The organism is Arthrobacter sp. H35-D1, assembly GCF_030063185.1.
Taxonomy (GTDB): domain Bacteria; phylum Actinomycetota; class Actinomycetes; order Actinomycetales; family Micrococcaceae; genus Specibacter.
The window spans coordinates 79,663-103,393 of record NZ_JASISP010000008.1 but is presented as its reverse complement, the minus strand read 5'-3'; the positions used below and the strand labels follow the sequence as shown (position 1 = coordinate 103,393).

Sequence of the window (23,731 nt, the reverse complement as noted above, 5' to 3'; positions counted from 1 at the left end):
CTCCTGTGATCCATCACAAGGACAACGTGGCGATGAATTAGCTGTGTGGGGTTGGGTGTCGCAGTCGAATCTGGACAGAATCCACTGCTTGGGCAAAGACTTCACTCCCGGCCCAGAAATCCTGCAACAAGGACAGCATGCCATTTATCGATGGCTGGTCAAGCCCTGGCAGCAGGGTCAAGGTGACGCACAGTTCCGGACCGCTGCCGCCGCCTTGAACCATCCGACCCGAAGCGGTGGAACCTGTGTCCCATTGGGATTTCACGCCGACACCGGCACTAGCTGAAATGCCAACGACGCTTGGATTATTCAACGCTGCCAGCGACGCTTCCAGCACGGACACAACTGCCGGATCGGCATAACTCGGCAGCCACTGGTGCTGTTGGGCCAGGGCCCACATGGCCGGCCTGCGCACAACAAAGGGCCGTTGCGAACCAGGATCAAGCACCAGCAACTGTGCTTCCTCCGCCACTGCCGACAATGCTGCCCGGGCGGCGTAGACGGCCACCGGCCGCGCTTCCGGATGCCACCGGGCCAAGGCCTCGGCATGGGAAAAGGCCGGCAGTGCCGTGCGGCCGTCCGGTCCCTGGAGGGTCACAAGGGCCATGTCCGATTCCTTGTCGGAGACCAGCCCGTTCTCCCCCACTGTGGTCTCGGCTACTTGGGCCACGATGGGAATGAAAACGCGGGCCTTGGCGAGGGCCGCCACAACCTGCGCTTCCGTGCCGTCCCCTGCGGCGAGGTCCGCCACTGCGGCGGCGAAGTCCGCATCCATGGCGCCGTCGTCCGTGTCAAAGTTGTGGTATTTCTCCTGCGCCGGAAGGTCCCGTCCGGCCCAGGGCTGCCCTGCTGAATCGGCGCTTCCGCCGGCGCCTGCCAGTGCCGCGGCGATGTGACCGGGCAGCTGTTTTTCGGGCAGCTCTGCCCCGGGGCTTTCGGAGGCGGGCTTCTTGACCATGAGTTAGCGGCGGCCTGCGACGTCGAGGGCTTGCGGCAGGGTGAACTGGCCGGAGTAGAGTGCCTTGCCGATGATGGCACCTTCAACGCCCTCGCCCACCAATTCACGCAGCACGCGCAGGTCCTCGAGGCTTGAGATACCGCCCGAGGCAACGACAGGCTTTGCGGTGCGCGAGCACATTTCACGCAACAGTTCCACGTTGGGACCGCGCAGGGTGCCATCCTTCGTGACGTCGGTGACCACGTACCGTGCGCAGCCTGCGTCTTCGAGACGGGTCAGGACTTCCCAAATGTCCCCGCCTTCCTTCGTCCAACCGCGGCCGGCCAGCGTGGTGCCGCGCACATCGAGGCCCACGGCGATCTTGTCCCCGAAGCGCTCGATGACCTTGGCGGTCCAATCCGGATTTTCCAACGCCGCCGTGCCCAGATTCACGCGACCAACCCCGAGCTCGAGGGCGCCTTCAAGGGAGGCATCGTCACGGATGCCGCCGGAGAGTTCAACCTTGACGCTCAGGGCCGCGACCATTTCCCGCAGCAACTCAACGTTGGAACCGCGGCCAAAAGCTGCATCAAGGTCAACAAGATGAACCCATTCGGCACCGTTGTTTTGCCAGTTCAGGGCAGCGTCCAGGGGTGAACCGTACCCGGTCTCCGAGCCTGCCTCGCCCTGCACCAGGCGCACCGCTTGGCCGTCCGCTACGTCCACGGCGGGCAACAATTCCAAAATGGGGGTGGTCATGGGATCCTCAACGTTTTTGGCACCGGGGGTTGGTGCTCGGATTGGGAGCGACCGGGCGTCGGCCACTCGGGGCGGTGTTGGTGCATCGTGCCACTGCGGTCTTGCCACAGCGACCCTGTCATTGCGGTACTGCTATTGGGTGAAAAGAAATGCTGCAATCAGCGCCATGGCGGCGAGAAAAGCAAAACTAACGGGTATCCAGCGGGCTGTCTTCTGCTGGTAAAACGTGTAGGCGCCGCCAATCAGCAGACCGGCCAAACCCATCAGCAGCAGCGACCACATCAGTGTGCCCCTTTGGACAGCGACTGCACCCAGTTGCGCAGGAGCCGAGCGCCGGCGTCGCCGGATTTTTCCGGATGGAACTGTGTTGCACACAAGGGTCCGTTTTCAACGGCCGCAATGAAGGGAGCACCGTGCTCGGACCACGTGACAAGCGGGGGGCGCATTTTCGGCTGGAGCACTTCAAAGTCCCAGGCCTGCACGCCATAAGAGTGCACAAAATAGAAGCGCTCGTCTTCGATGCCTTCAAACAGCATGGAACCTTCTGCCGGCCTGACAGTGTTCCAGCCCATGTGGGGGACGACGTCGGCAGGCAGCAGTTCCACTGTGCCCGGCCACTCCCCCATGCCCTCTTCTTCAATGCCGTGTTCAACACCGGCGTCGAACAGGACCTGCATCCCCACGCAAATCCCCAGCACGGCGCGACCGCCGGCCACCCTTCGGCCGATCATGCGCAGGGCATCGACGCTTTTCAACTCGGCCATGACGGAGCCGAAGGCACCGACGCCGGGAACAACCAGTCCGTCGGCGTTGAGCACGTCATCGCTCTTGGCACTCAGCGTCACGGTGGCGCCGGCACGTTCGAGGGCGCGCACTGCCGAGCGCACGTTCCCCGAACCGTAGTCCAGAACTGTCACAGTGGGTTTTGTGGTTGTTGAATCGAGTCCTGCAGAGCTCACAAAAGGCCCTTCGTGGAAGGAATTCCTGTGACGCGGGGATCGGCTTCAACGGCTGAGCGCAGGGCACGGGCAAACGCCTTGAACTGCGCTTCGACGATGTGGTGCGGGTCCCGGCCGGCAAGGACTCTCATGTGCAGGCAGATCTGTGCGTGAAGAGTGATGGCTTCAAAAACGTGCCGGGTCAGCGAGCCCGTGAAGTGGCCGCCGATCAGGTGGTATTCCTGCCCTGCCGGCTCTCCACCGTGGACAAGGTACGGGCGACCCGAGACGTCGACCACGGCATTTGCCAGCGCTTCGTCCAACGGGACGCTGGCCTCGCCAAAGCGGCGGATGCCTGCCTTGTTGCCCAGCGCCACCTTTAGGACTTCGCCGAGCGAAATGGCAACATCCTCCACTGTGTGGTGGGCATCGATGTGGGTGTCGCCGGTGGCCTTGATGGTCATGTCGATCAAGGAGTGCTTGGACAGCGCTGTCAGCATGTGGTCATAAAACGGCACGGACGTGTCAATGTTCGACACCCCTGTCCCGTCGAGGTTGATTTCAACCATGACGCTCGACTCGCTCGTTGCCCGCTCCAAACGGGCTGTACGTCCTTGGCCGGGCGTGATCTCAGTCATTGCAGCTGTCCTTTGCTAAGTGCACTTGTGCCCCTGCCGTGTGCAGGGCGCAGTGGGGCGCACGAACGATCCTTGTGAATAACACCAGTTTAGAAGAAGAGCGGTGCTATTGCCCAAACAGTCCGCTCCCGGCTCCATGTCCGGGACGGTCGACGGCGTAGGCCCGCTGCCGCCTATCCGGCCAGGATGGTGCGCAATCCGGTGAGGAACGCACTGGTTTCAGCTTCCGTGCCGGCGGTGACGCGCAGGTGTCCGGAAATTCCCACATCGCGGATCAACACGCCTTGGGCCAGCAAGGCTGCCCAGACTTCCGCGGGGTTGTCCAAGCCGCCAAAGAAGACAAAGTTCGAATCCGAGGGAGCCGGGGTGAGACCCATTTCCTTCAGCCCGCGAACTATTCGATCCCGTTGGATCTTGATCTGTTCAACGTTGGCCAGCAGTGACGCGGAGTTGCGCAGGGCGGCAACCGCCGTTGCCTGGGTGATGGCCGAGAGGTGGTAAGGCAACCTGACCAGGCGCAACGCGTCGGCGACTTCCGGCGCGGCGGCCAGGTACCCGAGGCGTGCCCCGGCGAGGGCGAAGGCCTTGCTCATGGTGCGCGAGACCACAAGGCGCGGTCGCCCCTGAAGCAGGCTGAGTGCGCTGGCCGTGCCGGTGTGGGCGAATTCCGCATACGCCTCATCGACAATAACGATGGCCTGTGATGCCTCGCCTGCTTCGTACACCGCCTTCACCACGTCCAGGCCCAGAGCTGTCCCGGTGGGGTTGTTGGGTGAGCACAGAAAGACAATGTTCGGGGCGTGCAGGCGAACTTGCTCGGCCGCCGACTCCGCGCTCAGGCTGTAATCGGCAGCGCGCACGCCCTCGAGATAGCCGGTTCCCGTGCCACTGGCGAGCAACGGGTACATGGAGTACGTGGGAGGGAAACCCATGGCAGTCCGTCCCGGTCCGCCAAAAGCCTGCAGAAGCTGCTGGAGCACCTCATTGGACCCATTGCCCGCCCACAGGTTGCCTGCGTCGAGGCCGTGGCCCAGATACGAAGCGAGTTCTTGACGCAGAACAACGAATTCACGGTCCGGGTAGCGGTTGAGGCCCTCGAGTACGGCGGCCACGGCGTCCAGGATGGCTTCCTTTGCGTCGGCAGGAACGCCGAAGGTGTTTTCATTGACGTTCAGGAGCACGGGGACATCGAGCATGGGTGCACCGTAGGGGTGCTGTCCGCGCAGGTCGTCGCGGAGTGGCAATTGGCCTAGGCGTTCAAACTGATCCATGGCTCCATGGTATTTGCTGACCGGGCCAAAGGCCGAAACGGCGACACCATGCGGACACTTCGCCTCGGCACTGGCACCCTTCGGAGCGTGCTTGGCCATGCGGCCGGCACTACTTGGGAAGGGGCACGAACAGTTGCTGTCCGGCCTGAAGGACACCGGTGCCAAGTTCGTTCAGGGCCACGATTTCGCGTACCACCTCGCGAACATTGCCATGCGGGTTGCTGGCTGCTGCAATGCTCCACAAGCTCTCACCCTGGAGAACTGTCACCGTCCTGGCGTAATCGGCCATGTCCACGGCCGGGTACGCCGCCGAGGCGTGCGCCGGAGCCGCCATCGACCCGAACACAAACGCGAGGGAGGCAAACATCAGAACCGCTGCAAGGGTGATGGCAGGGATGCCCAAAAGCACCAACCGGCCGCGGCGGTTCAACTGCAGGCCGACGGTGGTTTCCGCCGAAACACCACCGGCCACGATGTCGGCCTTGCTCGCCACCACACTGCTGCCATTACTGATTCTGCCCTTGTTCTGGCGGCTGTAGGTGCGGCCAAATGCTGCTGTCGGGAAAACCATTGCATTCATGACTTCTGGTCCTTTCGCCATGGATCCGGATCCGTGGCCACCAACACCGTCTGGATCAAATCTCCATGCATTGCATATTCGTTAGAATGTATGTTCGAACTTGCTACTAGTACAGTTTTAGCACCTATGGACGACACTTGCCAAGACCTGATCGAACAAATGTTTGAAATTACCCTGTTCGTGGCTTAAACTTGGGGGAACAAGGATTGAGCGTTAGATGCAGTCCACCAGCAGGCACTGACATTGGTCAGGGCAGCCACGAAAGGAACTCGGAACCATGGCGCTTCCAGACCCTCCGCACCGCATTCCCCAGGCGCCGAGCCGCGCAGGCATGAAGGGGTTGACCGTCAGGCAAAAGAAGATCCTCGAGTGCATCCAACGCTCCATCGCAGACAAGGGCTACCCGCCCTCCATGCGTGAAATTGGCGACGCAGTGGGGCTGGCGAGTCTCTCCAGCGTCACGCACCAGCTGACCCAGCTTGAACGCCACGGCTATTTGCGGCGCGATCCCAAGCGGCCCCGTGCCATGGAAGTGCTTATTCCACTGGTACTTGACAATGGCAAAGTGGAGATTGAGGGAGTCAACTCCCCCAGCCACCTGCGCAGTTCCAACGGCTTGAACTTTGCCGAACTCAGCAGTTCCTCGGACACGGCCTTTGTTCCGCTCGTGGGGCGCATCGCGGCCGGCGGCCCCATCCTGGCCGATCAGTCAGTCGATGACATTATGCCGCTGCCACGGCAGATCGTGGGCAGCGGCGAGCTGTTCATGCTCAGGGTCCAAGGTGATTCGATGATCGACGCCGCCATTTGCGACGGTGACTGGGTTGTTGTCAGGCAGCAGCCAACAGCCAACAACGGCGACATCGTTGCGGCGTTGTTGGAGGATGAGGCAACAGTGAAAACCTTCCGCCAGCGCGACGGGCACACGTGGCTCTTGCCACAGAACACCCGCTACGAGCCCATCCTCGGCGACCATGCAACCATCATGGGCAAAGTTGTCTCGGTGCTGCGCAGCCTCTAACAAGAGACAACCGCAAGCCAAACGCCCCCGCGGAGGGCCGGTCGGCACAGCGAAGAGCACCCCGGACGGGAACGACCGGGGTGCTCTTTTTATGCCGGGTCAGTGGCCGATCACTGGCCAGGCAGAGGACTCTGGCGCACTGGTCAGCCGCACTGTTCAGGCTCGGCGCAGGCTCAATGGCCCGATAGCCTTTTCAGCGCTGAAAGGACAACTGTCTTGTCCTTCGTGGCCCAAAATGGTGGCAGTGCCGCACGCAGGAAGCCGCCGTAACTGGCGTTGGCCAGGCGTGAATCCAGCACCGCGACCACACCCCTGTCCTCGCTGGAACGGATCAAGCGACCTACTCCTTGGGCAAGGCGGACGGCTGCGTGTGTTGCCGAGATGGCGATAAATCCATCGCCGCCGCTCTGTGCCACGGCCCTGGCCCTGGCCGTGACAAGCGGGTCGTCCGGGCGCGGGAAAGGAATTCTATCAATGACAACCAGCCGGCATGAAGCCCCCTGCACGTCGACACCTTGCCATAGCGACATGGTGCCAAAGAGGCAGGTGTCCGGTTCAGCGGCAAATTCCTTGATGAGCCCGGCCATCGATGAATCGCCCTGGCACAAGATCTTCACCGAGAGCTTCTTGCGCAACTTCTCGGCCGCGTCTTCCGCAGCTCGCCGAGAGGAGAACAACGCCAGTGTTCCGCCACCGGCAGCAGTGATGAGGGCAGCGAGCTCATCCAACTGTTCCTGGGACATTCCGAAGCCGGGCTTTTTCAGGTGGGCGGCCACATACAACATGCCCTGCTTGGGATAGTCGAACGGGGACCCGACGTCGGCCCCCTTCCAGCTGGGTGCGCTGGGCCCCAACAGCCCAAGTCCACCCGCCGTGGATTGGAACGATTCCCCGATGGACAGCGTGGCGGAGGTCAGCACCACAGTGCGGTCGGCAAACAGTCCTTCCCGCAGTTTCATGGCCACGCTCAACGGGGCAATATTGATGACGGCCGGTTCGTTTTCATCCGCCTTTTGGTAGCCCTTGCCGGGGGTGAAGCTGCCCGGGCGCGATGCCCACACCACTTCACGGGCGTCATTGGCGGCCAACAATCGTTCACACAGGTCAAAGATCAAGTTCAAGCGGGACCTGGCAATGGAGCGTCCGCCGTCGGCACCTGAATTTCCTTCCGGCTTGGAATCCGACAACGCCGCCCGCACGGCGTCCCGCACTTGTTCAACAGCTTGCGTTTGCACGTCGCTCAACCCGTTGGGTTGCAGCCCCTCAGGTATGCCCGCCAACACCAGGTCGAGGGCGGCGGCACTGGCATGGAGGGCGTCAACTGAAACACCTGTGTGCTTGCGGGTGCTGGAGGCGGCAGCCTGCACCATCTGCACGGAGAGCTGCCCGGTGACAGCACCTGTCACCCGATCCTGAAGTTCATGGGCCTCATCCACCACCACCACGTCATAGTCGGGCAGGACGGCTATCCCTTCGAAGGCACTGATGGCCAGCATTGCGTGGTTTGTCACCACAATGTCTGCTTCACCGCCTCGAGCCCGCGCCAATTCTGAAAAGCACTCTGCGGCCAGCGGACACTTTTGTGCACCCAGGCATTCCATCGATGTCACGGAGACTTGGCGCCAGGCCTTGTCGGCGACCCCGGGCACCAGTTCATCCCTGTCCCCGGTTTCGGTATCCTGCGCCCATTCGCGCAGCCGCACCACTTCCCTGCCGAGCTGAGACGTGGGGCCGGAGGCTACTCCGGAAGGGTGGGGAACGCTGCTGTCCTCTCCGAGGCTGAACAGGGCCCCTTCGCCGGTGTCCTCCGCGGGAAAACCGCCGCCAAGCTTGTGCTTGCACACGTAGTTGCTGCGACCCTTGACAAGGGCCACATCAATGGGCCGCGGCAGAAGAGGGGCCAAGGCCTCCAGCAGCCTGGGCACGTCGCGACCCACGATCTGGGCTTGCAACGCAAGGGTTGCGGTGGCCACCACCGAGGGCTTGTCGCTCGTGAGTGAGTTCACGATCAAGGGGATCAGGTAGGCCAGCGACTTTCCAGTTCCAGTGCCTGCCTGGACAAGAAGGTGGTCGCCAGTTTCGATGGCCTCCACCACGCGGCGCACCATTTCATGCTGGCCGTCCCGGCGCTGGCCGCCCATTGCTGAAACGGCTTTGTCCAAGAGCTCAATGGCCTGTTCTGAAAATTCACTCTCAGCCATGCTGGACAAACGGCTCAACCTCGGCGGCCAGGTCCTCCCGGACCCGGACATTGGCCAACGTGCCGTGCTCGCCGTGTTCCAAGCTGATGATTTCAGCATCGCTGCGGTGCAATTTATTCAACACATCGCCGCGATCGTAGGGAACCAACAGTGTCAAGGTGACGCTGGGATGCGGAATTCCCTCGCTGATGGCCTCCATCAGCTCATCCATGCCCTGTCCGGTACGGGCGGACACCACCACCGTGCGGGCTTCGTGCTGACGCAGCCGTTCAACAACAAACGGGTCGGCGATGTCAGCCTTGTTCAAAACAATAATCTCGGGGATTTGCATGGCCCCCACTTCGGCAAACACCGTCCGCACGGCTGAGATCTGCCCCTCCGGGTCCGGGTGCGAGGCATCCACGATGTGCAGGATCAGGTCGGCGTCGGCCACTTCCTCCAGCGTGGACCTGAAAGCCTCAACCAACTGGGTAGGCAGGGAGCGGACGAAACCGACAGTGTCGACGAGGGTGTAGCCCAAGCCGTCGGCGGTTTCAGTCTTGCGCACGGTGGGGTCGAGGGTGGCGAACAGGGCATTCTCTACCAGCACGCCGGCGTCGGTCAGCCGGTTCAGCAAGGACGACTTTCCGGCATTGGTGTAGCCGGCGATGGCCACCGACGGCACGCTGTTGCGCTTGCGGTTGGCCCGCATGGTTTCGCGTGCAGGTCGCATGGCAACGATTTCACGGCGCAGCTTGGCCATCCGGGTGCGGATCTTGCGCCGGTCCAATTCCATTTTCGTTTCACCAGGGCCGCGGGAGCCAATGCCGCCGCCGGCTGCGCCGACGCGCCCGCCAGCCTGGCGGGACATGGATTCACCCCAACCACGCAGACGCGGCAGCAGGTACTCCATCTGGGCCAGCTCCACTTGGGCGCGACCTTCCCTGGACTTTGCATGCTGGGCAAAAATGTCCAGGATCAAGGCCGTGCGGTCAATGACCTTGACCTTCACCACTTCTTCCAGGGTGCGGCGCTGGGAGGGGGCCAGATCACCATCGATAACCACGGTGTCGGCACCTGTGGCTTGAACGATTTCTTTCAATTCCTGGGCCTTGCCGGTGCCCAGATAGGTGGCCGGGTCAGGCTTGGCCCGGCGCTGGACCAACCCGTCGAGGACTTCCGAGCCGGCAGTCTCAGCAAGCGCAGCCAATTCACGCAACGAGTTTTCGGCATCAGCCATGGTGCCCTGGGACCACAGCCCTGCCAGCACAACACGTTCAAGGCGCAGCTGGCGGTATTCAACCTCGGTGACATCTTCGAGCTCGGTGGACAGGCTGGCTTTCCGACGCAAGGCATTGCGTTCGGCCAGTTCGCTCTGGTCGCCGTCAAAGCGGCTGTGCTGGAAGTCCAGCGACGACACGGCTTGCGCGCGGGCCGACAGTGGTCGGCTCGACGGGGTCCCCCGGTGCGGGTCCTGTGCTTCAACCTCGTCATCGGCACGCTCCGTGGCAGCGGCAGCGGCGTCCTTGGCCAAAATGCGGTTGATCACAGCCTCAATTTCGGCGACCGACAGCTCCTGCCCGGACGCATCCAAGCTGTCAGTTGTCTCCCCGTCCCCGGCGTTGTGGGGTGTGGTGTTGTCGTCGGAACCATTGTGTGCAGATGCGTTGGACATGTTCTCCTTATAGGCGCTTACCCTCAATCTTAGTCCGCCGCGTCCACACGCACACCTACATGCTCCAGTCACTGTGGACAATCATTCGCCGAGAGTCGTTGTGCTAAGGCGTGCCTAGATACACAAAGCGGCAAATCGGCACTAATCTGGCATGACTATGGGTACTCAGGGTGCAGATCATTATTTCAGTTCACAACCGTCGACGCCGATGAAGCGCCGGCCCCTCAGCGTCGTCTTGGTCGGTGAAAAGCGTCAATTGCAAACAGCCGGGGGCATCTTCAGCCCCGACGGCGTCGACAAGGGCACCGTGATCCTGCTCAACGAGACGCCGCCGCCGGCCGCCGAAGGCCATCTGCTCGACATTGGCTGCGGATGGGGGCCCGTCGCCCTGACCCTGGCCTTGCGCTCCCCCGCGGCCACCGTCCACGCCGTGGACGTCAACGAGCGCTCCATTGAGCTGACCAACGACAACGCGAAGGCGCTGGGATTGGACAATGTCCACGCCTCCACGCCCGAGGGCGTCGACCCCGACCTGCGGTTCAACACCATTTGGTCCAATCCGCCCATCCGGGTGGGCAAGTCGGAGCTGCACTCGATCCTGCTGATGTGGCTGCCTCGACTGGCCCAGCAGGGAAACGCCTACCTGGTGGTGCAAAAAAACCTCGGCTCGGATTCCCTGCAGCGCTGGTTGGCCGCCGAACTGGGCGAACAGTTCCCGGAAGCTGGTTTCACCGTGGCCCGCGACTCCACCAACAAGGCCTTCAGGATACTGAAGGTCACCCGCACCAAGCCCTGACCCGCCGGCCCAGGCCCCGACCCGCCGGCGTTGCCCGACTGGCACCCAGCCGGTTGCACGCCCAAGCAGCACTACTGAATGCCGTCGGCAACGACCCCTTCGGCAACGATGACGGCCGGGCCGCTGAGTTCAACGTTTTCGCGGCCTTCGGCGCCGGGAAAGAACCGCACTGCCACCACGCCGCCGGGCACTGCCACGGCCCAGTCGTCGGGGGCCCCGGTGCCGGCCCAGAAGCGGGTGGCGGCCGCTGCGGCGCACGCCCCTGTGCCGCAGGAAAGTGTCTCCCCCACGCCACGTTCGTGGACGCGCATGCTGATGTGTCCGACGTCGTCCATCACCAGCGGATCGGCAGGCACAGCGAATTCAACGTTGGTGCCGTGCGGGGGCAGCGGTGTGACGGCCGGGGTCGGGATCAGGCTCATCGCTGCCAATTCTTCCAAGTCTGCCAGCGCCACAACCGTGTGGGGGTTGCCCATGGTGATGGACAGTGCGGGGCGCTCCACCGGCAGGCCTGCCGCCTCGACGAGTGAATCCATGCCGCGCTCCGCCGCCAGCTCCGGGTGGATGAAACCCCACGGGCCCATGTCCACGCGGTAGCCTGCACCGGTGCGCGCGACGACCTTGGCACCGGCGCGCGTGCCAATGGTCAGTTCCTCGCCGGGCTCCAACACCACGAGCCCTTGTGTCACTAGAAAGTGCACGAACACCCGCACCCCGTTGCCGCACATTTCCGAGCGCGAGCCGTCGGCGTTGCTGTAGTCCATAAACCATTCGGCTTCGGGGTGGTCCTCCAGCAGGGCCACACCCTCGGGCAGCTGCCGGGAACGCACTGCACGAATGAGCCCGTCACCACCAATGCCTTGGTGGCGGTCGCACAGCCTGGTGATCTGCCCGGGGGTCAGCTCGCGCACGCCTTCCGGGTCTGCCAGCAATACGAAGTCGTTGCCGGTGCCGTGGCCTTTGGCAAACCGGAGACCTGTCAGGGATGGTGCGGGATCAGTCATGCTTCAAGCCTAAAGCACCTTGAGTTCGACGGCGGACGGCAGCTCAGGCGTCCGCCGCACCCTTGGCTGGCTGGGCCACGAGGGCTGCCGCGGCGTCAAACAAGTCGGGTTGGGCCCAATCGAGCCATTGCACACGGGGGTCGGCGCGGAACCAGGTGAGCTGGCGGCGGGCGAATTGGCGGGTCGCCACGATGGTTTCCTCAGTGGCCCGCGCCACCGTGGAGGTGCCGTCGACGACGCGCAGGAACTGCTGGTAACCCAGAGCCTTGTGGGCGGTGCGGCCATCGCGCAGGCCTTCCGGAATGAGCGAGGCAACCTCATCGAGCAGCCCGTCGGACACCATGGTTTCCACGCGCGCAGCCAGGCGCCGATGCAGCTCGGCGCGGTTTCCGTCCAGTCCAATCTGCACAGTGGACGTGACGTACTGCCGCACGGGCATGAAGGAGCTGAACGGCCGTCCGGTCAGCTCATGCACTTCCAACGCTCGGACCACGCGCTTTCCGTCGCTGATGCGGGCTGCCGAGACCGGGTCCACTGCTGTCAGCCGTGCCAGCATCGCGGCCAGCCCTGCGCTCTCCAGCTCGTCCTCCAACGCGGTCCGAACGGCTGGGTCGGTGCCGGGAAATTCCAGGATGTCCAGGGCGGCCCTGGCATAGAGTCCGGATCCGCCCACCAGAATGGGCAGTTTTCCACGGGAGCGAACGTCCGCGATCGCCGCCCTGGCCATGGTTTGAAAGGCTGCGACGGTGGTGTCTTCGCGAACGCTCAGAAAGTCCATGAGGTGGTGCGGAATCCCGCGGCGCTGTTCCGGCGGCAGCTTGGCCGTGCCAATGTCCATGCCGCGATAGAACTGCATGGAGTCGGCATTGATGGCCTCGCCGTTGAATCGTTCGGCCAGCTGCAGGGCCAGCTCGGACTTCCCCGATCCTGTGGGACCAACCACGGCGACCAGCGGCAGTTCTAGCGCGCCCGTGCTCACGCCGTGCGGACGGGCAGGGACGGCATGCCCAGGCTCACTTTGGGCCGGGCGGCGTCGTTTCCGCCGGCAGTGGGGACACCGCAGGATTCGGCCTGTGCCAGATCCCACGCGTCCCCTGCGCGTGAACGCCGCAGCGAGTAGTCGGCCATGGTGGCCGGGTCAGCGACAAGGTGGAAGGAAGCCGCCTCGGTGATGGTGACGGTGACTAGGTCGCCGGGGCGCGGAATTTGTGCGCCTTCGGGAACACTGAAGTGAACAAGCCGCTGGTCCTGGGCGCGGCCGGAGAGCCTGTGCGTTTCGGCAGCCTTGCGCCCTGACGAGGCGGTGACCATGACCTCCACCTTGCGGCCCAACTGCTTGGCATTTTCCTCCGCGGCGATCCTGTCCTGCAGCGCAGTCAGGCGCAGGAAGCGCTCCTGCACGACTTCCTTGGGCAGCTGGTCCGGCAGATCAGCCGCGGGCGTGCCGGGGCGCTTGGAGTACTGGAAAGTGAAGGCGGTGGCGAAGCGGGACGCCTCGACGACGTCGAGCGTTGCCTGAAAGTCCTCTTCCGTCTCGCCGGGGAAACCGACAATGATGTCGGTGGAGATGGCGGCCTGCGGCATCTGCTCGCGGACTTTGTCCAGGATGCCGAGGAACTTCTTCGAGCGGTAGGAGCGGCGCATGTCCTTCAGCACCTTGTCCGAGCCCGACTGCAGCGGCATGTGCAGTTGCGGCATGACGTTGGCGGTCTCGGCCATGGCCGCGATGACATCGTCGGTGAAGGCGGCGGGGTGCGGACTCGTGAATCGCACGCGCTCCAAGCCCTTGATTTCCCCGCACGCGCGCAGCAGTTTGCCAAATGCCAGCCGGTCGCCGAATTCCACGCCGTAGGAGTTCACATTCTGGCCCAGCAGCGTCACTTCGATGGCGCCGTCGTCCACCAAGGCTTGGATCTCGGCCAGAATCTCACCCGGGCGGCGGTCTCGTTCCTTGCCACGCAGGGCAGGCACAATGCAGAAAGTGCACGTGTTGTTGCATCCCACGGAAATGCTGACCCAGCCTGAATACACGGAGTCGCGACGGGTGGGGAGCGTGGAAGGGAAGACGTCCAGTGATTCCAGAATCTCCAGCTGCGCGTCGGCGTTGTGGCGGGCGCGCTCGAGCAGCACAGGCAAGGCTCCAACATTGTGTGTGCCAAAGACCACGTCCACCCACGGTGCCCGCTTTTGAATGGTGTCGCGATCCTTTTGCGCCAGGCAGCCGCCCACGGCGATCTGCATACCGGGGTTGCTTTCCTTGATGTGGGCCAGCATGCCGAGGTTGCCATACAGCTTGTTGTCGGCGTTCTCCCTGACGGCGCAGGTGTTGAAAACCACCACGTCCGGCACGGCTTCACCGTTGGTGTCGAGAATTCGAGCCGGGCCGGCTTCCTCCACGGCCACTAGGCCCGCGGTCTCCAACAACCCCGCCATGCGCTCGGAGTCGTGCACGTTCATTTGGCAGCCGTAGGTGCGCACCTGGTAGGTGCGGGGCTGCTTGAGCGTGCCGGTGCTTGGGGTCTCTGGGCTGGCGGACGAATCAACGCTGTTTTGGATCAGGCTCACCCGACAAGCTTAAGACCTGCCACCGCCTATCCGCTAAACCAGGCGTTTCCGCCACTGATTCCGGGCCGATATGGCGGCTGTGGAGCGACCCAGCCGTGAAAACCGTCCCCTACTGGGGCCGCGAGAGAGCGCCCTCCCCGCATACCCGCCCCTGGCCCGCGAAACCGCTGCCGGGCAACCTCTCTTTCGCGGGCCAGGCGCGGGCACGCGGGCCAGGCACGGGCACGCGGGCCAGGCACGGGCACGCGGGCCAGGGCTGGGTAGACAAAGCGGGGCACAGCCAGTACGGGGCAGGAGGGTTGTGGGTTGAGGCCCGGGACCGCCGCGTCAGTACCAACCAACGCTTTGGGAATGGTCCCAGGCGCCACAAGGCGAACCGTAGCGGTTCTTGATGTAGCCCAGGCCCCATATAATCTGCGTCCGGTAGTTGGTGAGCCAGTCGGCCCCCGCCTCCCCATATTTGCCCGGGGGCAGCGCCTGGGCGATTCCGTACGCACCGCTATAAGGATTGGTGGCATTCGTGCGCCAGTTCGATTCGCGTTCCCACAGCTGGTTCAGGCACCGGAACTGTCCTTGCGCCCAGCCACGGGCAGCCAGCCGCGACGCCGCGTAGGCTTTGGCTCCGGCGGGGTCATTAACAGCGCCACCGGGAATGTTGGGCAGCAAATCTTCAACGGGGATGTACCCGTCGCCGGGGCTTGGGACCACGGGAGCCGGAGGTGCAACTGGACTGACTGGCTTCGGGGCCGGGTTCGGCTTGACTGGTTGTAGCCCCGGGTTGGGAACGGCCGGGTTGGGAAGAGCAGCGTTTGGCAGCGGGTTGGGAACAGCCCGTTGTTGTTGGCTCCTGGCTGCACCGCGCGCTTCCGCTGCAGCGGCAGCATCTCGTTTGGCAGCCTGGGCCTGCTCGTAGGCAGCCAGTTCAGTCTTGCCCTTGCGGTATGCCTGCTCGGTGGCGACAGTGGTGTTGTTCAGCGCTGCCAGTTGTGCCACAAGCGTTGCGCTTTGCGTCTTCTTTGCCTGCAGCTGCTCTGTCACCGCGGTCTGGGCGGCGACGGCGGAATCCCTGCTTTGCAAAGCTGCTGCTGTCAGCTCCGATTGTGCTGTTTGTGCAGCTTGCCGATTCTCTTCCAAGGCAGTTGCGGCGGCTTGTGATTCACTGGCCCGTGTGTGTTTCATGGCCGCCTGCTCACCCACCAGTTGCATCATCGCCACGCCATTGAGGCTTTCCGGCGACTCGAGTGCCGTCATGGTGGCAAACAATCCCAGCCCGGTCCCGCCGCGCTTGTAGCTTTGCACGGCCACCGCCACGGCCTCCTTCTTGTATTTTCCGGCTTGCTCGGCCGCACGCTCGGCTTGTGCGTTCAAGACTCCGACTTCAGCGGTGGCCTCGTTCAACTTGTTTTGCGTCAGCGCATAGTCCGCGCCTGCCTGCACGGCAGCGCTGCCGAGGACATCTGCGTCGCTTGCAAGCGCATCCAGTGCTTGGGTGATCTTCGACGCTTCGACTGCCGCGGCTGCGGCGTTGCCCTTCGCCGTCTCCACTTCGGACCAGCTGGGAAAGTCCGACGGCGGGGCTTCCTGGGCTTGGGCGGGCAGGGCAACGAGGCCGGAGACGAGCAAAAAACCGGCCGCCACGGGGACGGCCAGCAAACGTTTATGTGTTGGCAGCTGCTTACTCATATGCCGCTAGCATAGCCGGTTCGTGCCCCCGGTGTGCCCACGCCGACCCTCCGGGAGGCTGCTGCCCTCATCCGTGGGCTGCGCTAGTGCTCTTCCAGGCTTTCGTCGATGGCCTCGCCAACAACTTGGTAGGCCAAGGAGGGGTTGAATCCCTTGCGCGCCAGCATGGCCACCCACCGGCGTGTGTACTTGTCTCGTTCGGTGCGGTCGCTGAGCTCCAGGGAGACCCGGATCTTGCGTTGGACAAGACTCTTGGCTTGCCCGCGCTCGGTGTCGTCGTCAATTTGCTCCAACGCTGCCTGGGCCAGTTCCGGGTCGATCCCCTTCTCCGCCAATTCACGTTGCAGGGCTCCCCTGGCGAGTGACTTGCTCATGGACCTGCTGCGGACCCACAATTGGGCGAATTCAGCGTCGTCGATAAGTTTCACTTCTTCAAAACGATCCAGCACGGCCTCGGCAACGTCTTGGGGGATGTTGCGTTCGGCAAGCTTCTGGCTGAGCTGGAGCCGGCTCTTGGGAGAGTTTGTCAGCTGGCGCAGTACGATGGCCCTGGCCGCCGACGCCGGATTGGCGTCAGCATCCAGTTCGGGCGCCGGTCCCTTGGTGTTCACAAAAGCTCCCTAGAAGCCGTCGACGGCCTTGAGCTTGGGAGCGCTCTCCTCCTCGGTTTCAACAATGGCGCCGACTCCGAGCTTTGCCTTGATCAGACGCTCAAGCTCTTCCGTCAGTTCGGGGTTGTCCTTCAGGAAACGCCGGGAATTTTCCATGCCCTGGCCCAGCTGATCCCCGTCGTAGGTGTACCAGGAGCCGGACTTGCGAATGATGCCGTGCTCAACGCCCATGTCAATGATGCCGCCTTCACGCGAGATGCCCACACCATAAATAATGTCGAACTCGGCGATCTTGAAAGGCGGAGCCATCTTGTTCTTGACGACCTTGGCCTTGGTGCGGTTGCCCACCGCGTCGGCGCCTTCCTTCAAAGTCTGGATGCGCCGCACATCAATGCGGATTGATGCATAGAACTTCAGTGCCTTGCCACCGGTGGTGGTTTCCGGGCTGCCGAAGAACACGCCGATCTTTTCGCGCAACTGGTTGATGAAGATTGCGGTGGTCTTGGTCTGGCTCAGGCGGCCGGTGATCTTTCGCAGCGCTTGGCTCATCAATCGGGCCTGGAGGCCGACGTGGCTGTCGCCCATGTCGCCTTCGATTTCTGCGCGCGGCACCAAGGCGGCAACGGAGTCAATGACGATCACATCGAGGGAACCGGAGCCAATCAGCATGTCCATGATTTCCAGGGCCTGCTCACCGGTGTCGGGCTGGGAAACCAGCAACGCGTCGACGTCGACTCCGAGCTTTCCCGCGTAGTCCGGGTCCAGCGCGTGCTCTGCGTCAATAAACGCAGCAATGCCACCTAGTTTCTGGGCACTGGCTACGGCGTGCAGGGCCAGCGTGGTCTTGCCGGAAGACTCCGGCCCGTAAATTTCAACGACACGCCCACGCGGAAGTCCGCCAATGCCCAGGGCCACGTCCAAGGCGATGGACCCCGTGGGGATCACTTCAATGGGTGCGCGTACGTCATCACCCAAGCGCATGACTGAACCTTTGCCATACTGCTTGTCGATTTGGGCCAATGCTGCTGCCAGCGCCTTTTCACGGTCTGCGGGAGCGGCCATGATTCACCTCGGTCTTTCCTTTGTGCCGTTGCCGGCCCCCATGCAGCTGCGCGGAACGCGCAATTCATGGTCTGTGGTCTTATGCATTGCTTGTGCAATTTTTGTGATCTTCACCGGTTTCCCGGCTTCCTGCTGCAGCAAACGCCTGAGCAGGCTTGTCTCGTTAACTAAAACGCTAGTTCAAGGCACTGACATTGTCTGCGGCTTCCACGCCCCAACCCGCAAATTGTGGAGAACTTTCTCTGCCCACCACGGCGCGGCCTCGAAACCATTATAGCGCTCATCGAATAGATATTCGAAGATTGTGGACGGGAGTGTCGCTGCCCGGCCCTGCCCACCGTCCCTGGCCCATGAGCCCGGCCCATCAGCCCGACCCCCCAGCAGTGTCAGGCTAGTCCTTCAGCGGAATGTCCCGGCCCAGCCAGCGCGAGGGCGGGACGTCCTGGACGCGGCACACCTCTCGCCAGATCTCTTTCGGGTCGTATCCAGCCCTCAGGGCTTCACTTGCCGTGTTGCCACCGACGCCGTTGAGGACCAGATCCCTGGCCAAAACCCGCGAATAGCCCTGGCTGAATTCCTCATCCATCAATCTCCAAAATTCACTTGTACGCACTCCCCCATTCTCGCATGTGCAGGCCTTGGCGCGGACGACCCTTTTATCCGTCTGATGGATAGAATTGGCCCATGACAACCTTCGAGGACCTGCCAGCCGCAGCAAGCCCCGGGAAGCTCGCCGCGCTGGAAGGTCTTGATGCCCAGCTGAGCTTGCTATGGCGCCGGGCCCGGGCGATGAATCACGAGCTCAGCCGCAGCGTCCACCCCGATCTGGAGCCTGCCGCCTACGGTCTGCTCTCGGTGCTGCTGAACCAGGGCGGAATGCGCCTGACGGAGTTGGCGAGGTGCGTTGGCGTGGGCAAGCCCTCGGTCAGCAGGCAGATCACCTTCCTGGTGGCCGTGGGCCTGGTGGGCAGGGAGACGGACCCAAAGGACGGCCGCGCTCAGATTATCGAGCTCACATCCACCGGAAGGGACAGGATGGGTGCCGTCCTCGCCGGCCGGCAATTGGCCTTCCGCAATCTCCTGCTGGACTGGGACGAAACTGAGCTGACGGCCCTGGAAACACTCATCGCCAAGCTCAATGCCGGCTACGCCCCGCAACCATCACCGTCCGCCACAAAGAACACCAGGGCTTAAGACCAAAAAACTGGATCCCGTCCAACGACGGAATCCAGTTTTGGTTTAGGGGGCAACCCCGGCGTTCGGGACAGCCAGGCTTAGAAAGCGTTGGACATCAGGCCCTTGCTCAGTTCGTCGGAGAGTTCCTCATTCAGGTCCCTGCCGTAACGGGCTGAGAATTCCTGGGGAACAGTGTCCGGGACAGCCACGCCTTCAGCAATGGCCAGACGGTCGCTCACTTCACGCAGCATCAGAGACAGCGGCACCTCGAGTGCGGAACAAATGGAGGACAACAGCTCTGAGGATGCTTCCTTTTGACCACGCTCCACCTCGCTGAGGTAGCCCAGTGACACTCGTGCATTGTGTGAGACTTCGCGCAATGTGCGGCCCTGACGTTGACGCACATCGCGCAAGACATCCCCAATTTCGTGGCGCAAAACCACGACTTTGCGTTCCTTGCGCTGATGCGGTTTTTCGTCTGCCAAACCCACATCCCGCCAGCGCACGACGCCGTTTACGGATACGGGTTGTTTCACCATTGGTATCGCCTTACTCCTTGTTTGTTCACAACAATTCAATTGGTTGTGCGTTCCGGCTGATTCCGGTGGACGCCATGACCGCTTGGTGTTCTTATCCTAGAGTGGATTGGCACACTTCGCGTTCACTATGACTAACTATCTAGTCACAACTTTTGTTCCCCGGCACATCTAATGACCTGTTCGAGCAGTGAAATGGCTTCCTGCACGGCCTGCACCCGGATCATTTCCCTGTCTCCGCCGAAGTGGTATTCATAGGACTGCGCTTCCCCGTCGAGTGCCACGGCAATGTACACGGTGCCCACATTCTTGCCCTGGTGCGGTTCGGGACCGGCGACTCCCGTGGTGGAGATCCCCACCCGAGCCCCGGTCGCGGCACACGCACCCAGCGCCATGGCACAGGCGACCTGGGGGTCGACGGCGCCGTTGCTCTCCAACAGTGCCGCGGACACGCCCAGCAAGCGCTCCTTGACCTCGTTCTGGTACGCCACCACCCCGCCCTGCAACATTCCCGATGCGCCGGGCACCTGGACAAGGGTTGCCGCCACCATGCCGCCGGTCAGCGACTCCGCCGTTGCCACGGTGAGCCCCGCCGACACGGCAGAGGCGATCAGCTCGGCCAGTCTCGTTTCAGTCAACACCGGCTACTCCTTGACCGGGGCGGTTCCGGCCCGGCCCCGCCCCGAACGGACCAGCTGCCAAGCCTTGACGAGGTAGTCCACGCCCGTCACAACCGTCACGGCCAGAGCTGCAAGCATGATGACATACGCCACCACCGACAGCCAGGGAATCGCCGGGGTGACGGGGAGCAGGAACACGAAAATCGCCACGGTTTGCATGACGGTCTTCAGCTTTCCACCCTTGGAGGCTGCCATGACTCCGTAGCGGATCACCACAAATCGGAGCACCGTGATGCCTACCTCGCGCACCAGCATCACGATCGTGACCCACCACCACAGCTCGCCCACTGCGGAAAGCATGATCAGGGCCGAGCCAATCAGCAATTTGTCGGCTATGGGGTCCGCGATCTTGCCGAAGCTGGTGACGAGCCCGCGCGCCCGGGCGATGTCGCCGTCAAGCTTGTCCGTGTAGATGGCGAGCACAAACAGCACCACCGCCACCCAGCGCAGCGGCCCGTACGCCCCGTCGTCGGCCAGGAAGGCCCAGATGAAGAACGGCACCATCACAATGCGCAAAAGTGTCAGGGCATTGGGCAGGTTCCAGTTGGATGGGCGCGGCGCCACCTTGTCATTCACAACACAAGGCTATCGTCAATAGCTGCGGCAACCGCATTTTCGGCAGTTGCCCGGCCCGTCACCGTCCAGTCAGCGACCATGCGTCGTCGCCGCCCTCTTCGTCGTCGCCGTCGTGATATTCGACCGCCTGGGCCCGGTTCTCCAGATCCTGGCCCACCAGATCCTCGCCCCAACCGTGGTTGGCGTTGGCGTTCTCGGCCAGGGCCGCGGTCATTGGATCGGCAGCAGGCGCACTGCCTTCTTCGGAAGGTTCGACGCCGGAGCCCCCTGCCGCCGGGCCGTCGCCGCGGATGGCGGCAAGGGTTTCGGCGAGGTCGTCCGGCTTGACCAGCACGTCGCGTGCCTTGGAGCCTTCCGAGGGTCCCACCACGCCGCGTGATTCGAGCAGGTCCATGAGCCGGCCGGCCTTGGCGAAGCCCACGCGCAGCTTGCGCTGCAGCATGGAAGTGGAGCCAAACTGTGTTGTCACCACCAGTTCGGTGGCCTGCAGCAACACCTCAAGATCGTCGCCAATGTCGTCTTCAATGACCTTCTTGGGCGCTTCGACGGCAACATCGGTGCGGTAGCTGGCCGCCAGCTGGCCCTTGACGTGATCCACGACGGACTTGATTTCAGCTTCCGTCACCCAAGCGCCCTGTACACGAATCGGTTTGGATTGGCCCATGGGCAGGAACAAGGCGTCGCCTTGGCCCAGCAGTTTCTCGGCACCGGGCTGGTCAAGGACCACGCGCGAGTCGGTGACCGAGGAGGTGGCGAAGGCCATGCGGGAGGGCACATTGGCCTTGATCAGGCCGGTCACCACGTCCACGGAGGGTCGCTGGGTGGCCAGCACCAGGTGGATGCCGGCGGCACGGGCCAGCTGGGTGATGCGGACAATGGAGTCCTCCACGTCGCGCGGGGCCACCATCATCAGGTCGGCGAGCTCGTCCACAATCACCAAAAGGTAGGGATAGGGCTTGATCACGCGCTTGGAATCGACGGGAGGATGCACAGTCCCGGCTTTGACGGCCTTGTTGAACTCGTCGATGTGCTTGAAGCCAAAGTTGGCCAGGTCGTCGTAGCGGGTGTCCATTTCACGCACCACCCACTGCAGCGCTTCGGCGGCCTTCTTGGGGTTGGTGATGATGGGGGTGATCAGGTGCGGGACCCCCTCATAGGCGGTGAGCTCCACGCGCTTGGGATCAACCATCACCATGCGGACTTCATCGGGGGTGGCCCGCATCAGGATCGAGACGATCATGGAGTTCACAAAGGAGGACTTGCCCGCACCGGTGGCACCGGCCACCAGCAGGTGCGGCATCTTGGCCAGGTTGGCCACCACGAAGCCGCCTTCGACGTCCTTGCCCACCCCCATGACCATGGGGTGTTCGGTGCGCCGGGCGTTGGCAGAACGCAGCACGTCACCGAGGACAACGATCTCCTTGTCGGCGTTGGGAATCTCAATGCCGATGGCGCTCTTGCCGGGGATGGGGCTCAGAATGCGCACATCCGAGGAGGCCACGGCGTAGGAAATGTTCTTGCTCAGCGCCGTCACCCGCTCCACCTTGGTGCCCGATGCCAGCTCAATCTCATAGCGTGTCACTGTTGGTCCGCGGCTGAAGCCGGTGACTGCGGCATCGACGTTGAACTGCTGCAGGGTGTCCGTCAGTGCGGCCACCACGGTGTCATTGGCCGCCGTGGCATCCCTGCCGGGCGGCCCGGCCGGGAGGTACTCCGACTCCGGCAGCGTGTAGGTGACATCGCCGGAGAGTTGCAGCTGCTCCGAACGGGCCGGGATGGGTGCCGGCGGAGACATGGGCGGGGCCGGGACCTTGCGGGCCACGGCTGCATCCATGGTCGCGGTGCCGGGGCCTGCCATGCCCAACGCACCGGCGGACACAATTCCAATGGCCTCGGTGACGGCCTCGTCGTCGTCCTGGCCCTGCTGGACGTCAAAGACCTCAGAGGTGGTCGGCAGCCCTTGGCGGGCCTTGATCTTGTCGGCGGCCAGCTCGTCCCGGGTGGGTCGCCGCACACCGGGGCGTAGCGACGGCGTACTTGAGTCTTGCTCCTGGGCGCCGTCCTCGTCGCCCCCAATGAGTGCCGTCGCGAAGGCACCGGCCGTACCGTCGTCGTCGTCCGATTCCTCTTGGGCCGTTTTTTGGCGTCCGCGTGCCCCGCGCGTCTTCTTTGGCTTTTTATCGCGGTCGTAGAGGTAACTTTGGTCGTGGCCGTCGGCGCTTGGCGCGGTTTCCGGGGCGCCCATCAGCTTTTCGTAGACCCAGTGCAGGCGTCCTGGAATGTGGCGCACCGGGGTGTTGCTGAGAACAAGTACACTGGCAAACGCCACGAGGGAGTACACGATCAGGGCCGCCACCGGGCTCAGGTTCGCGATCGGGGCGCCGGCCAACAGACCCACCATGCCACCGGCTGCCCTGACACCGTCAAAACCTTCGGCCATGCTGGGGCTGCCGCCCACCACGTGCGCAATGGCGCAGCCGGCGAGCGTCATGATGGCGAAGCCCAGCGCCGTGCGGTTGTTGCTGGACATATTGCTGGGTTGGCGGAAAACCAACACTGAGAAAATCAAGAACATGGGCGGCAGCAGCACGGCGAACCAGCCGAACGTGCCTTCAACGACCCCTTGCACGGCGTTGGCAACAGCACCTTGCAGTCCCCACCATTCAAAGGTGGCGATGACGATGGCCAGCACAATGAAAAGCAGGCCCGAGCCGTCGCGGCGCTCATTCGTTGGCATGCCCGACTTGTCGGTGCCCATGCGCCGGATGGCGCCGCCAATCAAGTGGCCCAGTCCCTGCCAGAAGCCAACAACCATGCGCACGGGCCACACCAACGAGACCTCCGGCTCCGGCGCCTTGCCACGCGGCATCTTGGTGGTCTTGGGCGCGCGCGACGAGGCGCCACCCTTCTGACCGGCGGATGTACGGGCGGGGGAAGAACGAGTCGCCATACCCGCCACATTACCCGCCTTGGTGCGATTCCCCGCGGATTTACACCCACGAAGGGGTGGTGGCGCACCGCCCGGCACGCCACACCCCCGCCG

Annotated in this window: 23 protein-coding genes; 3 read left to right on the top strand and 20 right to left on the bottom strand. The window is 63.3% G+C overall.

The annotated features are described in order from the left end of the window. Nucleotides 1-37: 37 nt before the first annotated feature. The 7 genes from QMG25_RS10825 to QMG25_RS10795 form a co-directional block, all read right to left on the bottom strand. Nucleotides 38-958, bottom strand: a complete 921-nt coding sequence (locus QMG25_RS10825; RefSeq protein WP_283460085.1) for an SseB family protein — start codon at nt 956-958, stop codon at nt 38-40. A gap of 3 nt (nt 959-961) precedes the next feature. Further along, nucleotides 962-1,696, bottom strand: a complete 735-nt coding sequence (gene priA / locus QMG25_RS10820) for a bifunctional 1-(5-phosphoribosyl)-5-((5-phosphoribosylamino)methylideneamino)imidazole-4-carboxamide isomerase/phosphoribosylanthranilate isomerase PriA (protein ID WP_283460083.1) — start codon at nt 1,694-1,696, stop codon at nt 962-964. 132 nt (nt 1,697-1,828) lie between these two features. Continuing rightward, on the bottom strand, nt 1,829-1,978 hold the full coding sequence (locus QMG25_RS10815) for a CG2302 family histidine operon protein (protein WP_283460081.1): 150 nt from the start codon (nt 1,976-1,978) through the stop codon (nt 1,829-1,831). Further along, nucleotides 1,978-2,655, bottom strand: coding sequence for an imidazole glycerol phosphate synthase subunit HisH (gene hisH, locus QMG25_RS10810; RefSeq protein WP_283460079.1), 678 nt, complete (start codon nt 2,653-2,655; stop codon nt 1,978-1,980). Before hisH ends, QMG25_RS10815 begins: the two co-directional genes overlap by 1 nt. Continuing rightward, nucleotides 2,652-3,272: an imidazoleglycerol-phosphate dehydratase HisB gene (gene hisB / locus QMG25_RS10805; protein ID WP_283460077.1), complete on the bottom strand. Its 621-nt coding sequence runs from the start codon at nt 3,270-3,272 to the stop codon at nt 2,652-2,654. The genes hisH and hisB overlap by 4 nt, the downstream gene beginning before the upstream one ends. A gap of 173 nt (nt 3,273-3,445) precedes the next feature. Further along, on the bottom strand, nt 3,446-4,543 hold the full coding sequence (locus QMG25_RS10800; protein WP_283460075.1) for a histidinol-phosphate transaminase: 1,098 nt from the start codon (nt 4,541-4,543) through the stop codon (nt 3,446-3,448). A 109-nt stretch (nt 4,544-4,652) separates the two neighbouring features. Next, nucleotides 4,653-5,123 carry a LysM peptidoglycan-binding domain-containing protein gene (locus QMG25_RS10795; RefSeq protein ID WP_283460071.1) on the bottom strand — a complete coding sequence of 157 codons (471 nt, stop codon included), beginning with the start codon at nt 5,121-5,123 and terminating at the stop codon, nt 4,653-4,655. Nucleotides 5,124-5,400: 277 nt separating this feature from the next. Between QMG25_RS10795 and lexA the strand changes: the two genes are divergently transcribed. Further along, nucleotides 5,401-6,144, top strand: coding sequence for a transcriptional repressor LexA (lexA, locus tag QMG25_RS10790; protein WP_502866383.1), 744 nt, complete (start codon nt 5,401-5,403; stop codon nt 6,142-6,144). Nucleotides 6,145-6,317: 173 nt separating this feature from the next. Here lexA and QMG25_RS10785 read toward each other — a convergent pair whose 3' ends face one another. Together QMG25_RS10785 and hflX are read right to left on the bottom strand one after the other, a co-directional pair. Next, nucleotides 6,318-8,345, bottom strand: coding sequence for an ATP-dependent DNA helicase (locus QMG25_RS10785; RefSeq protein ID WP_283460069.1), 2,028 nt, complete (start codon nt 8,343-8,345; stop codon nt 6,318-6,320). Then, nucleotides 8,338-9,999: a GTPase HflX gene (gene hflX / locus QMG25_RS10780; protein ID WP_283460067.1), complete on the bottom strand. Its 1,662-nt coding sequence runs from the start codon at nt 9,997-9,999 to the stop codon at nt 8,338-8,340. Before hflX ends, QMG25_RS10785 begins: the two co-directional genes overlap by 8 nt. 151 nt (nt 10,000-10,150) lie before the next feature. On the opposite strand from hflX, the gene QMG25_RS10775 reads away from it, so the two are divergent. Beyond that, nucleotides 10,151-10,795, top strand: a complete 645-nt coding sequence (locus QMG25_RS10775; RefSeq protein WP_502866382.1) for a class I SAM-dependent methyltransferase — start codon at nt 10,151-10,153, stop codon at nt 10,793-10,795. A gap of 71 nt (nt 10,796-10,866) precedes the next feature. On the opposite strand, the gene dapF is transcribed toward QMG25_RS10775, so the two are convergent. The 7 genes from dapF to QMG25_RS10740 form a co-directional block, all read right to left on the bottom strand. Next, the gene (gene dapF, locus QMG25_RS10770; RefSeq protein ID WP_283460065.1) at nt 10,867-11,799 is read right to left on the bottom strand and encodes a diaminopimelate epimerase; all 933 of its coding nucleotides are present in this window, start codon (nt 11,797-11,799) and stop codon (nt 10,867-10,869) included. Nucleotides 11,800-11,842: 43 nt separating this feature from the next. After that, complete coding sequence (gene miaA / locus QMG25_RS10765) at nt 11,843-12,778, bottom strand: tRNA (adenosine(37)-N6)-dimethylallyltransferase MiaA (protein ID WP_283460063.1); 936 nt, start codon at nt 12,776-12,778, stop codon at nt 11,843-11,845. Next, entirely contained in the window at nt 12,775-14,355 is a 1,581-nt protein-coding gene (gene miaB / locus QMG25_RS10760) for a tRNA (N6-isopentenyl adenosine(37)-C2)-methylthiotransferase MiaB (RefSeq protein ID WP_502866387.1), read from the bottom strand. The genes miaA and miaB overlap by 4 nt, the downstream gene beginning before the upstream one ends. A 336-nt stretch (nt 14,356-14,691) precedes the next feature. Next, nucleotides 14,692-16,047 carry an aggregation-promoting factor C-terminal-like domain-containing protein gene (locus tag QMG25_RS10755; protein WP_283460061.1) on the bottom strand — a complete coding sequence of 452 codons (1,356 nt, stop codon included), beginning with the start codon at nt 16,045-16,047 and terminating at the stop codon, nt 14,692-14,694. 83 nt (nt 16,048-16,130) lie between these two features. Continuing rightward, nucleotides 16,131-16,658 (bottom strand): regulatory protein RecX, encoded by a 528-nt coding sequence (locus QMG25_RS10750; protein ID WP_283460059.1) that lies wholly within the window; start codon nt 16,656-16,658, stop codon nt 16,131-16,133. Nucleotides 16,659-16,667: 9 nt separating this feature from the next. Further along, nucleotides 16,668-17,720, bottom strand: coding sequence for a recombinase RecA (gene recA, locus QMG25_RS10745; protein ID WP_283460057.1), 1,053 nt, complete (start codon nt 17,718-17,720; stop codon nt 16,668-16,670). A 391-nt stretch (nt 17,721-18,111) separates the two neighbouring features. Next, complete coding sequence (locus tag QMG25_RS10740) at nt 18,112-18,333, bottom strand: DUF3046 domain-containing protein (RefSeq protein ID WP_283460056.1); 222 nt, start codon at nt 18,331-18,333, stop codon at nt 18,112-18,114. Nucleotides 18,334-18,404: 71 nt separating this feature from the next. Between QMG25_RS10740 and QMG25_RS10735 the strand changes: the two genes are divergently transcribed. Continuing rightward, nucleotides 18,405-18,914, top strand: a complete 510-nt coding sequence (locus QMG25_RS10735) for a MarR family winged helix-turn-helix transcriptional regulator (protein WP_283460053.1) — start codon at nt 18,405-18,407, stop codon at nt 18,912-18,914. Nucleotides 18,915-18,994: 80 nt separating this feature from the next. Here QMG25_RS10735 and QMG25_RS10730 read toward each other — a convergent pair whose 3' ends face one another. The 4 genes from QMG25_RS10730 to QMG25_RS10715 all read right to left on the bottom strand — a co-directional run bounded on the left by QMG25_RS10730 (nt 18,995) and on the right by QMG25_RS10715 (nt 23,638). Next, nucleotides 18,995-19,435: a helix-turn-helix domain-containing protein gene (locus tag QMG25_RS10730; protein ID WP_283460051.1), complete on the bottom strand. Its 441-nt coding sequence runs from the start codon at nt 19,433-19,435 to the stop codon at nt 18,995-18,997. Between the two features lie 143 nt (nt 19,436-19,578). Next, nucleotides 19,579-20,070: a CinA family protein gene (locus QMG25_RS10725; RefSeq protein WP_283460049.1), complete on the bottom strand. Its 492-nt coding sequence runs from the start codon at nt 20,068-20,070 to the stop codon at nt 19,579-19,581. 6 nt (nt 20,071-20,076) lie between these two features. Then, nucleotides 20,077-20,688, bottom strand: coding sequence for a CDP-diacylglycerol--glycerol-3-phosphate 3-phosphatidyltransferase (gene pgsA, locus QMG25_RS10720; protein ID WP_283460047.1), 612 nt, complete (start codon nt 20,686-20,688; stop codon nt 20,077-20,079). Between the two features lie 58 nt (nt 20,689-20,746). Continuing rightward, nucleotides 20,747-23,638, bottom strand: a complete 2,892-nt coding sequence (locus tag QMG25_RS10715; protein WP_283460045.1) for an FtsK/SpoIIIE family DNA translocase — start codon at nt 23,636-23,638, stop codon at nt 20,747-20,749. Nucleotides 23,639-23,731 lie beyond the last annotated feature (93 nt).

What these genes read in the sequence shown, in the direction of transcription:
- recA (WP_283460057.1), bottom strand. Translation starts at nt 17,720, where the DNA reads ATGGCCGCTCCCGCAGACCGTGAAAAGGCGCTGGCAGCAGCATTGGCC.
- QMG25_RS10730 (WP_283460051.1), bottom strand. Translation starts at nt 19,435, where the DNA reads ATGGTGAAACAACCCGTATCCGTAAACGGCGTCGTGCGCTGGCGGGAT.
- QMG25_RS10775 (WP_502866382.1), top strand. Translation starts at nt 10,151, where the DNA reads ATGACTATGGGTACTCAGGGTGCAGATCATTATTTCAGTTCACAACCG.
- lexA (WP_502866383.1), top strand. Translation starts at nt 5,401, where the DNA reads ATGGCGCTTCCAGACCCTCCGCACCGCATTCCCCAGGCGCCGAGCCGC.
- dapF (WP_283460065.1), bottom strand. Translation starts at nt 11,799, where the DNA reads ATGACTGATCCCGCACCATCCCTGACAGGTCTCCGGTTTGCCAAAGGC.
- QMG25_RS10825 (WP_283460085.1), bottom strand. Translation starts at nt 958, where the DNA reads ATGGTCAAGAAGCCCGCCTCCGAAAGCCCCGGGGCAGAGCTGCCCGAA.
- QMG25_RS10735 (WP_283460053.1), top strand. Translation starts at nt 18,405, where the DNA reads ATGACAACCTTCGAGGACCTGCCAGCCGCAGCAAGCCCCGGGAAGCTC.
- hflX (WP_283460067.1), bottom strand. Translation starts at nt 9,999, where the DNA reads ATGTCCAACGCATCTGCACACAATGGTTCCGACGACAACACCACACCC.
- QMG25_RS10795 (WP_283460071.1), bottom strand. Translation starts at nt 5,123, where the DNA reads ATGAATGCAATGGTTTTCCCGACAGCAGCATTTGGCCGCACCTACAGC.
- QMG25_RS10785 (WP_283460069.1), bottom strand. Translation starts at nt 8,345, where the DNA reads ATGGCTGAGAGTGAATTTTCAGAACAGGCCATTGAGCTCTTGGACAAA.
- priA (WP_283460083.1), bottom strand. Translation starts at nt 1,696, where the DNA reads ATGACCACCCCCATTTTGGAATTGTTGCCCGCCGTGGACGTAGCGGAC.
- QMG25_RS10715 (WP_283460045.1), bottom strand. Translation starts at nt 23,638, where the DNA reads ATGGCGACTCGTTCTTCCCCCGCCCGTACATCCGCCGGTCAGAAGGGT.
- QMG25_RS10755 (WP_283460061.1), bottom strand. Translation starts at nt 16,047, where the DNA reads ATGAGTAAGCAGCTGCCAACACATAAACGTTTGCTGGCCGTCCCCGTG.
- QMG25_RS10815 (WP_283460081.1), bottom strand. Translation starts at nt 1,978, where the DNA reads ATGTGGTCGCTGCTGCTGATGGGTTTGGCCGGTCTGCTGATTGGCGGC.
- hisB (WP_283460077.1), bottom strand. Translation starts at nt 3,272, where the DNA reads ATGACTGAGATCACGCCCGGCCAAGGACGTACAGCCCGTTTGGAGCGG.
- QMG25_RS10800 (WP_283460075.1), bottom strand. Translation starts at nt 4,543, where the DNA reads ATGGATCAGTTTGAACGCCTAGGCCAATTGCCACTCCGCGACGACCTG.